We start from the raw sequence: 9,232 nt of genomic DNA, 5'->3' as shown, positions 1-9,232 counted from the left end.
CTATGAACTTTACGATCTGTTTGTGTTTTTTGTTTCTCATTCTAATATTATCTCCCCATTGTGGGGAGCTTTTTTGCTATTTTTTAAACAGTCTCAGATTATAATATGATTGTGCATAAAAAGGCAAACGCACTGCTATATCTTCTGACTATCTGTGCCTTTATCTCTATAACTCTCTTTGAGGCTTTTGTAATCATAATCCTTGTGTATTACACCTTCTACATGCTTAAAGCTAAGAGCATGCCTAAAGGAATACTACTAAAACCATTACTTTTGTACGCTATCCCTACACTCTTATCTACAGCTTTGTATATGCCTCAATACCTAAACAAAGGTATAGAAAGAAGCGTCTTTATGTTTGTTTATCCCTTGGGAAGTTATGTAAAGTTTTCGGAAAAGTTTTTGTACACCTTCAACATGATGTTACTTATGATAGGTTATACTCTTATACCTGTCGTTATTTATAAGTTTTATCGTACCGGTGAGCCCGCACCCCTTTGGGGTGGCTGGTTTGAAGTGGGTATGTTTTACTCTATATTTTCCCTTTCTGCCTTATCTCTTTTTTTAAAAAGACGCAGATACTTTTATCTTTTGAGCTTCTTCCTCTTCTTTGGTTTTGTACTTTTGAGTGCCAGAAGGTCTACTTTATTGGCTTTGGGATTCACTCTTTTGATCTTTGCCTTCCTTTTAAGGAGGTACCTATCCTTTAAGTTTGTAGTAGTGTTATCTGTGCTTCTCTCCTTTATGGGTGGGTCCGCCTTTTATCTTTTGGTGAAAAAGGACGAAAGGTTTGGTACTTTTTATCAAGTTATTACAGGACAAAAGCCTATAAACGATGACACCCTTAATAAGATATCCAGTCTTAGGTGGCAAAACTTCAAAGCAGGTATAGAGGTTGTCAAGAAAGACCTACGGGACAAGAACTTACTCCCAATTCTTATAGGTCATGGTATAAATTCAGGTTTTCTACTTGAGCCTAAGTCTCCTGTGGGTGGCACTTACGAATCCGTGATATTTCTTTCGGAATTTATAGAGGGGGGCATATTAAGACTTGTAGGTATAGTGTGGATATTCATAAGTTATTATTCCTTTATTATCAAGTACAGAATAAACCAAGATACGGTACTTTTATCTCCTTTTCTCCTTGCGCCTTCTGTTGTTTTTGCAGGTTCTATATTTACCGGTTTTTGGGACGCTCTTTTGCCCCTTTATCTTATATGGTTCAGAATGGCAGAAAAGTCATATTTTTAACCTTTATGGAGAGATCCTTTTGCAAACACGAGCACATATTCTATACGCCCAAGAAGAAAGCGGAAGGTAAAGTTTTATTAGTTTTTGTGCTGACACTCGTATTTATGCTCGTTGAGATCATAGCAGGCTACATTTTTGGTTCCGTTGCACTGCTTGCGGATGGTGTGCATATGGGAACGCATGCGGTAGCCTTTGGCATAACTCTGGGTGCTTACATGTTGGCAAGAAAGTGGTCAAGAGATGTGAGCTTTTCTTTTGGTACATGGAAAGTGGAAGTATTGGGAGCTTACACAAGCGCAGTTATATTGGGTGTGATGGCTTTCTTGGTACTTGGTGAGGCGGTACTTAAGCTGATAAAGAGGGAAGGTGTTAAATACGAGGATGCCCTTCTTGTTGCCTTTGCGGGGTTGCTGATCAATTTAGTAAGCGCCTTTGCTCTCTCACACGATGATGAGCACAAACACGACTTTAATCTCAGCGCTGCTTACCTTCATGTGATTGCTGATGTTTTGACTTCCCTTTTGGCAATAACCGCTTTACTTGGTGGAGAGTATTTAGGCATGTGGTACTTAGACCCTCTGTCAGGACTTGTAGGGTTCTCTGTTATTCTAAGTTGGTCGTATAGCCTTCTTAAGGATACTGCGCAAATACTCCTTGACAGAGAAATGGCATCACCCTTAGTAAAAGAACTCATAGAAAGAATAGAAAAAGACAACACAAGTAAGGTTCAAGACATCCACCTTTTGAGAGTGCATCATGACAAGTACGCGTGCATACTCAGCGTGATGACCACAGAGGATCGTTCCGTTGATTACTACATAAAGCGCCTTGAGGGTATAGACAACTTAGTTCATACCACCATAGAGATAAAGTACTGCCCTCATGTAGAGTTAACACATTAACAAAATTGTAAACAAATTCACAGCAGAGGAGGTGCTCTGGGTCTACAAAAAGTAATAAAATAAAGCTTTAGCAAAGGGCTGTTTCTTGGCATGCTCTTTGCAATAAAAGATGTAGGAGGTTGACATGAAGAAGGTGGAAGCTATAATCAAACCCTTCAAGTTGGATGAGGTCAAAGATGCCCTTGTAGAGATAGGCATAGGTGGTATGACGGTCACAGAAGTTAGGGGTTTTGGTCAACAGAAGGGTCATACGGAGATTTACAGAGGAACGGAGTATGTCATAGACTTCCTTCCTAAGGTAAAGATAGAGGTGGTGGTAAAGGACGAGGATGTGGAAAAGGTAATAGAAACGATAGCAAAGACTGCTCAAACGGGAAGGGTAGGAGACGGCAAGATATTTGTCATACCCATTGAAGAAGTAGTTCGTATAAGAACCGGAGAAAGAGGTGAGCAAGCAATCTAACATCTATAAAAGGAGGTAAAACATGCCCAAGTACACGCCAGCAGAGGTGCTAAACCTTATTGAGCAGGAAGGGATCCAGTATGTGGATCTTCGCTTTTCTGACCCTTTTGGTCAGTGGCAACATTTAACCATACCTGCCTACGAGCTATCTCTTGATACTTTTGAAAACGGCAGGGGATTTGACGGCTCTTCCATAAGGGGTTGGCAGTCCATACACGAGTCGGATATGCTTGCCTTTCCAGATGCATCCACAGCCTTTATAGATCCCTTTATAGAACCCAAGACTCTCGTGATGATATGCGATATTTACGACCCCATCACGAGGGAACGCTACGGCAGGGATACAAGGTACATAGCACAAAAGGCAGAACAGTATTTGAAACAGACGGGTATAGGAGATACCGCTTACTATGGTCCTGAAGCCGAGTTTTTCATATTTGACTCTGTAGAGTTTGGTACATCGTCTAACTATGCCTTTTGGAGGATCGATTCAGAGGAAGGATGGTGGAGCAGAGAAGTTACTTCTTCGGGCTACAAGATACCCCACAAAAGAGGGTATTTTCCAGTTCCACCTTTGGACAAGGTTTATCATCTTCGCAACGAAATGGTATCCATTATGTCCCAGCTTGGCATTGTGGTTGAACTTCATCATCACGAGGTAGCCACTGCAGGACAGGGTGAGATAGACATAAGATACGATTCCTTAGTAAACCAGGCAGATAAGCTGTTCATCTATAAGTATGTAGTTAGGATGGTAGCCAATAAGTATGGTAAATACGCCACATTTATGCCTAAGGTCCTTCCCAACGACAATGGTTCTGGCATGCACACCCACTTTTCCATATGGAAGGAAGGACAGAACCTCTTTGCGGGTTCTGAATATGCAGGAGTATCGGAAACGTGCCTTTATGCTATAGGTGGTATACTAAAGCACGGGCCTGCTCTTACAGCCTTTACAAATCCTACTATTAACTCCTATCACAGACTTGTTCCTGGTTTTGAAGCTCCTGTGAGGCTTGCCTACTCTGCCAGAAATCGCTCCGCAGCAATTAGGATACCCATGTACTCCCAATCTCCAAAGGCAAAAAGGATAGAGATAAGATTCCCAGACCCAACATGCAATCCTTATCTTGCATTTTCCGCCATACTCATGGCAGCCATTGACGGTATAGAAAACCGCATACATCCAGGAGAGCCTTTTGATAAGGACATATACTCACTACCACCAGAAGAACTAAAGGATATTCCTCAACTTCCGGGTTCTTTAGAAGAAGCTCTGAAAGCTTTGGAAAAGGACTATGAGTTCCTCCTAAAGGGGGGTGTCTTTACTGAAGAGTTTATACAACTCTGGATAGATTACAAGCGTAAAGAAATAGATGAGATAAGGTTCATTCCGCATCCTAAGGAGTTTGAACTTTACTTTGATATTTAATTGAAAAAAAAGGTGCCCGGCACTTTCAAAGCCGGGCAAGGAGGAATAAAGATGCGTCGCGTAGGTATAATTATACCACTGCTGCTTTTTAGCCTTTCCTTTGCAGAAGATCAGGCTCCTAAGCTTGACACAGGGGATACAGCATGGATGCTTGTTTCCACAGCTCTTGTTATGCTCATGACACTGCCGGGACTTGCCATATTTTACGGAGGCATGGCAAAAAGAAAAGACACTCTAAATACTATTGCCATGTCCTTTGTGGCTTACTGTATAGTATCTGTACTTTGGATTCTTTACGGCTACAGCTTAGCTTTTAATACTGACATCTCAGGCATTATAGGTAGTCCATCAAAGATTTTGCTAAGTGGTATAAGTGTAAAGAGTTTACAGGGTACTATTCCTGAGTTCATTTTTGTAGTCTTTCAGCTGACTTTTGCTGCAATAACTGTCGCTCTCATAAGTGGATCATACATAGAGAGAATGAAGTTTTCTGCATGGGTACTTTTCAGCATCCTCTGGATGAGTTTGGTTTATGTGCCCATAGCTCACTGGGTATGGGGAGGTGGATTTTTGGCAAAACTTGGTGCTCTTGATTTTGCAGGTGGAACTGTTGTTCACATAAATGCTGGTATTGCAGGTTTGGTAGGTGCTCTTCTTTTGGGCAAACGTAAAGATGCTACGCTCATTCCCAGCAACCTTCCTATGGTTGTCATAGGTACTGGGTTATTATGGTTTGGATGGTTTGGTTTTAATGCTGGTTCTGCAGTGGCTTCAAACGCGCTCGCATCTGTAGCCTTTCTGAATACAAATACCGCAACAGCCACCGCAGCTCTATCCTGGATGTTTACAGAATGGCTTCACACTAAAAAACCTACCGTTCTGGGTCTTGCTTCTGGTGCTATAGCTGGACTTGTAGCCATAACACCAGCTGCAGGCTTTGTTAATGTAATAGGTGCTCTTATCATAGGTCTACTTGCAGGTATCATCCCGTACTTCATGGTTGCAATAGTAAAACACAAATTAGGCTACGACGACGCTCTTGATGTTTTCGGTATACACGGTGTTGCGGGTATAGTGGGAGCCATACTCACAGGCGTCTTTGCGGACCCATCCATAAACGAGGCAGGTAAAGGACTCCTTTATGGAAATCCTACGCAGGTAGTTATACAGCTTTTGGCTGTTGGTACTACCATAGTTTACGATGCCATTGCTACTTTTGTGATACTCATCGTTGTTAAAACACTTGTGGGGCTTAGAGTAAGCCCTGAGGAGGAGATAACGGGACTTGATAAGTCTCAACACGGAGAGAATGCTTACAATGTGACCTAAAGCTGTACGCTTTGGGTCCTTTCCTGCTCCCTTTTTTTTTAGAAAAAAAATCCAAAGGAGGTGTATCATGAAAAAGTTAGTCTTACTTAGCCTTTGTGTAAGTATAGCTCAAGCTCTTGAGCTAAAGGTGGAACCCGTTGGTAGTATTAATGTAAGCGGTGCCCTAACAGGTTATAGTATCTACACTAATAACAGAGTGGGAAATGATAAAAAGACGCGCTACGATATTGGCTCTGCTCTAATAAGCATCTCAAAAACTGCACAACCAGTAGGCTTTACATTGATAGGTGGAGCCTACTCTCTACCTGTTGTTGGTGTTGGACTGTCAAACACATCAACCTACACAAATCTTTACAGTGCTTTACCCATCGCTTACATAGAGGTAGCCCCCGTCAAAGGACTTTCTGTGCAGGTGGGTAAGCTACCTACCCTAATAGGCTACGAATCCGCTTTTACTTATCTTAACAACTACATTCAGAGAGGTCTCATATGGAACATGCAACCCGTGGTGCACAGCGGTGCAAGACTAACTTACAGTACAGATCTATTTTCCGTAAAGCTCGGAGTAAATGACGGTTTTTACACCCTTAGCACCACTCATCCCAAACCTGCCCTTGAGGCGAGCTTAGCTTTAACACCTATAAAGGATGGTTCCGTCTCTTTCAATATACTCCTACCTGACAAGAGCTCAAGACCTAACGACACAGCTCTGCCAGCAAATAAAAGAGAATTCAATGTAGTTGCCTCTTATACACTGGACAAGCTTACCTTAGGTGCTGACTTTATGTATGTAGAAGCTCCCAAAGATAGTACAGCGCAGGTTCCTGCAAAGGCAAAGGCAAGCAGCGGATGTCTTCATTTTTCCTATGACCTTAAACCCTTTAAGGTTTCTGGTAGGATAGAGTATGTAAAAGACAACTCTGATGTGGGGGGAATAGACCTCGTAGGCATTGGAGATTCAAACAAGGGTTGGACTTTTACTTTGACACCAGCTTACACTAAGGGACCTTTGTTTATCAGGGGTGAACTTTCTTACGTAAGTGCTGATAAGCCTTTTACAAATAACGGAAAGAAAAACCAGACCAGATTAGGTGTAGAAGTAGGGTTTATATTTTGACCTACTTCTTAAAGCGGGCCCGGAGGGACTCGAACCCCCGACCTAGGGATTAGAAATCCCTTGCTCTATCCAGCTGAGCTACGGGCCCTACCCCGCACCCGGGACTGCAGGCTTACCGTTGCTCCCTTTCGGGCCTGGCGGGGTTCACCCTTTCCCGTTGCGGGGTTAATTATTAATTATATAACTTTTTTGAAGAAACTTTACTCTCTGTGAAAGGCTACCACCACTTTCCACATGAGGGGAGGTATAAAGATGTAGGCAAAGGCACTAAAAAGTACTATGATTCTCCAGAAGAAGTCCAGATAGTCGGAAAAAAACATACCTAAACCAGATAAAAACTGAAGCAGTCCAAAGCTGTAAGAAAGTTTTTGAAGGGAGGGAAGGCGTGCAACCTTCCCAAAAGCGTAAAGTATGGCATAAAAGCAGGCAAAGAGGACCATTAAAAACCCAAAAAGCATAAGTCTGTATATGGTATCAGCCAGCAACTTCAGCCTCCTTCAAAGCTTCTACTCTTTTACCCGCAGTTATAAGGTCATAAAGCAGGACTATATAGGAAAGCAAAAACATAACCCCAAAGAAGAGCCTCCATCTGTAAGCTTCTTCCATCCATGGGTGCATTTGAGCCTGTATGTATGCTTCCCAAGTGCTTCCAAGCGTTGCCCTTTCTATCATAGTTTGAGCAAAACCAGCAACAGTTAAAGAAGCAACCATACCAAACATGCTTATTATAAGCCCAGCGTAGGCGATTTTCCAGAGAGTGCCGTTCATTATGTAGCCTTCCTTTACTCTTGTCTTACCGAGTATGTAGTAGAAAAGAGCTAAGTTTGCGGATACATAAGCTCCAAAGAAAGCGAGGTGTCCGTGCGCTGCTGCAAGTTGTGTCCCATGACTAAAGAGGTTAATCTGAGGTAAAGTGTGCATAAAACCCCAAACCCCTGCACCAAAGAGGTTTCCGAAAGCCTGAGCAAAAGCCCAGAAAAGCGCTGGTCTGTTAACAGTTTGAAGCCTGTGAACTCCAGCATCGTAAACGGCGTGTATCACCATGGCTACCAGAGGAAGAGGCTCAAGGGAAGAAAAGAAGCCACCTATCCCAAGCCAGTATTCAGGTGTTCCTATCCAGTAGTAGTGGTGTCCAAGTCCCAGTATGCCCGTTCCGAAAACGAGCATCACCTCAATGTAAAGCCACGCCTCTATGATCTTTCTTGGAGTGCCTAAAAGGTGCATTAGCAACCATCCCATAAGCACACCTACGAGAACTTCCCATGTAGCTTCAACCCATAGGTGAACCACCCACCACCACCAAAACTGATCAACAGAAACATTGGGAGTGAAGAACATACCCGCCAAGTAAAGACCAAAAAGTGCAGCAAGGTCAACTATTAAGACACCCAGTATACCCGTAATCTTTTTGCTTGCTATGGTTGTGGCTATCACATTGTAGGCAACTATCAGAGCAACCGCAACTATGCCTATGTCTGCCCACCGAGGTGCTTCTACATATTCCCTTCCTTCAGTTATAAACCACAGTGTGAAGTAATCTCCCTTTCCAAACTGCTTCAGAAGGAAAACGAGAACAACGACAGCAACCGCACCTACGAAGGCAAAATATGCGAGCTTGCCCAGTTTTATGCCCACTACTTCCCTGTCTGTCTCAAGGGGTAAAAACCAGTATATACCACCTATAAAACCCATGAGTAGCCAAACTACCATAGCGTTTATGTGAATCATCCTGTTGGTCATAAAGTTGAGCGTTCCGTAAAGGAAGTCAGGATTGACATACTGTATGGCAGCAAGAAGACCAAAAAGTACCTGTGCACCAAAAAGCACTATTGCAGTCCAAAAGTACCAAAGAGCTAACTTTTGGGATTCGTAAAGCCTTTCCATGATAACACCTCCTTATTGTGATACTTTGACTTCCGGGAAATTAGCCGGAAAGCCGTTGGTGTCTATGGCAGACATCCACTTGAGATAAGCAACCACCGCTACCGCTTCATCTTCTGAAAGTCTTAGGTTTGGCATTCTTCTTACCCAGGTAGGGTACTTATCAGGATTCATAAGAAAAGCTTTCATGGCTTCTTCTTTCGTATTTGCTCCTGTCATGGGTATGAGCTGTTTTTCCCATTTGGGGTCCAGCCATGCCTTCGTCAAATCTGGCGCGTAGTAAGCACCGTTTCCGAGTAAGGTGTGGCAATCCATACAGTTCCTGCTTTGGATTACAAGCTTACCCTTGGTTATGAGTTTCTCCGCCTCTTCTTCGCTCCATACTTTTCCAAAAAGTCCTACCTCTTTTCCCAGCGTAGGTACCATAGCTCTCCTATCTGGAGAGTACACATATCCTATCTCCCTATTAATAACAGAGGGGGAAGGCACTCTTTTACTTCCCATACTTATTTTTCTTGAAGTATCAACGGTAAGAAGTACAAGGGTGATCGTCATAACGCTACTCGTTATAACCGCAGCGACCTTCCAGAAACCCGGCTCAAGCCAATGCCTCCCACGCGCCAGCACAAGACTTACCACTACAGAGATAAGTAATGTTATTAGTACCACCTCTAACCACCCTACATTCATGACCTACCTCCTGTAAGTATTTACTTACAAAGTTTAATTTATAACTCTTTTATAACTTTGTCAAGATTGTTAGAGGCTGTTTGAAAAATCCCAGAGCATTGACAAAACTTGATTTCTAAAAACAGCCCTCAAAAGCTCAAAAAATAAGTAAATCCCCCAAAGCACCA

9 protein-coding genes, 1 tRNA gene and 1 other RNA gene are annotated in these 9,232 nt (G+C 42.8%); 6 read left to right on the top strand and 5 right to left on the bottom strand.

Features of this window, described 5'->3' with window-relative positions; translation table 11 throughout:
* Window positions 1–105: 105 nt before the first annotated feature.
* The 6 genes from CP948_RS08780 to CP948_RS08755 all read left to right on the top strand — a co-directional run bounded on the left by CP948_RS08780 (window position 106) and on the right by CP948_RS08755 (window position 6,494).
* A complete protein-coding gene (locus CP948_RS08780) occupies window positions 106–1,251 on the top strand; it encodes a hypothetical protein (RefSeq protein ID WP_245810128.1) in 1,146 nt (381 codons plus the stop codon).
* A 5-nt stretch (window positions 1,252–1,256) separates the two neighbouring features.
* Complete coding sequence (locus tag CP948_RS08775) at window positions 1,257–2,153, top strand: cation diffusion facilitator family transporter (RefSeq protein WP_096603598.1); 897 nt, start codon at window positions 1,257–1,259, stop codon at window positions 2,151–2,153.
* A 124-nt stretch (window positions 2,154–2,277) separates the two neighbouring features.
* Window positions 2,278–2,616 carry a P-II family nitrogen regulator gene (locus CP948_RS08770; protein ID WP_096603589.1) on the top strand — a complete coding sequence of 113 codons (339 nt, stop codon included), beginning with the start codon at window positions 2,278–2,280 and terminating at the stop codon, window positions 2,614–2,616.
* 22 nt (window positions 2,617–2,638) lie between these two features.
* Window positions 2,639–4,048: a type I glutamate--ammonia ligase gene (gene glnA, locus CP948_RS08765; RefSeq protein ID WP_096603587.1), complete on the top strand. Its 1,410-nt coding sequence runs from the start codon at window positions 2,639–2,641 to the stop codon at window positions 4,046–4,048.
* A gap of 51 nt (window positions 4,049–4,099) precedes the next feature.
* Window positions 4,100–5,377: an ammonium transporter gene (locus CP948_RS08760; protein ID WP_096603595.1), complete on the top strand. Its 1,278-nt coding sequence runs from the start codon at window positions 4,100–4,102 to the stop codon at window positions 5,375–5,377.
* Window positions 5,378–5,444: 67 nt separating this feature from the next.
* Window positions 5,445–6,494 carry a porin gene (locus CP948_RS08755; RefSeq protein ID WP_096603584.1) on the top strand — a complete coding sequence of 350 codons (1,050 nt, stop codon included), beginning with the start codon at window positions 5,445–5,447 and terminating at the stop codon, window positions 6,492–6,494.
* A 14-nt stretch (window positions 6,495–6,508) separates the two neighbouring features.
* On the opposite strand, the gene CP948_RS08750 is transcribed toward CP948_RS08755, so the two are convergent.
* From CP948_RS08750 to CP948_RS08730, 5 genes are all read right to left on the bottom strand, one after another.
* Window positions 6,509–6,582, bottom strand: a tRNA-Arg gene (locus CP948_RS08750).
* An RNA gene (gene ffs / locus CP948_RS08745) (signal recognition particle sRNA small type) lies at window positions 6,578–6,663 on the bottom strand. The genes CP948_RS08750 and ffs overlap by 5 nt, the downstream gene beginning before the upstream one ends.
* A 31-nt stretch (window positions 6,664–6,694) precedes the next feature.
* Window positions 6,695–6,979: a hypothetical protein gene (locus CP948_RS08740; protein ID WP_245810127.1), complete on the bottom strand. Its 285-nt coding sequence runs from the start codon at window positions 6,977–6,979 to the stop codon at window positions 6,695–6,697.
* Complete coding sequence (locus CP948_RS08735; protein ID WP_096603581.1) at window positions 6,969–8,378, bottom strand: cbb3-type cytochrome c oxidase subunit I; 1,410 nt, start codon at window positions 8,376–8,378, stop codon at window positions 6,969–6,971. Before CP948_RS08735 ends, CP948_RS08740 begins: the two co-directional genes overlap by 11 nt.
* A gap of 12 nt (window positions 8,379–8,390) precedes the next feature.
* Complete coding sequence (locus CP948_RS08730; protein ID WP_096603578.1) at window positions 8,391–9,065, bottom strand: c-type cytochrome; 675 nt, start codon at window positions 9,063–9,065, stop codon at window positions 8,391–8,393.
* Window positions 9,066–9,232: the final 167 nt, after the last annotated feature.

This window comes from Hydrogenobacter hydrogenophilus (assembly GCF_900215655.1).
Classification (GTDB): domain Bacteria; phylum Aquificota; class Aquificia; order Aquificales; family Aquificaceae; genus Hydrogenobacter; species Hydrogenobacter hydrogenophilus.
This window is presented reverse-complemented; position numbering and strand designations above follow the sequence as displayed.

Coding starts and splice junctions, on each gene's coding strand:
- CP948_RS08775 (WP_096603598.1), top strand. CDS start 1,257: ATGGAGAGATCCTTTTGCAAACACGAGCACATATTCTATACGCCCAAG.
- CP948_RS08760 (WP_096603595.1), top strand. CDS start 4,100: ATGCGTCGCGTAGGTATAATTATACCACTGCTGCTTTTTAGCCTTTCC.
- CP948_RS08770 (WP_096603589.1), top strand. CDS start 2,278: ATGAAGAAGGTGGAAGCTATAATCAAACCCTTCAAGTTGGATGAGGTC.
- CP948_RS08730 (WP_096603578.1), bottom strand. CDS start 9,065: ATGAATGTAGGGTGGTTAGAGGTGGTACTAATAACATTACTTATCTCT.
- glnA (WP_096603587.1), top strand. CDS start 2,639: ATGCCCAAGTACACGCCAGCAGAGGTGCTAAACCTTATTGAGCAGGAA.
- CP948_RS08780 (WP_245810128.1), top strand. CDS start 106: ATGATTGTGCATAAAAAGGCAAACGCACTGCTATATCTTCTGACTATC.
- CP948_RS08755 (WP_096603584.1), top strand. CDS start 5,445: ATGAAAAAGTTAGTCTTACTTAGCCTTTGTGTAAGTATAGCTCAAGCT.
- CP948_RS08735 (WP_096603581.1), bottom strand. CDS start 8,378: ATGGAAAGGCTTTACGAATCCCAAAAGTTAGCTCTTTGGTACTTTTGG.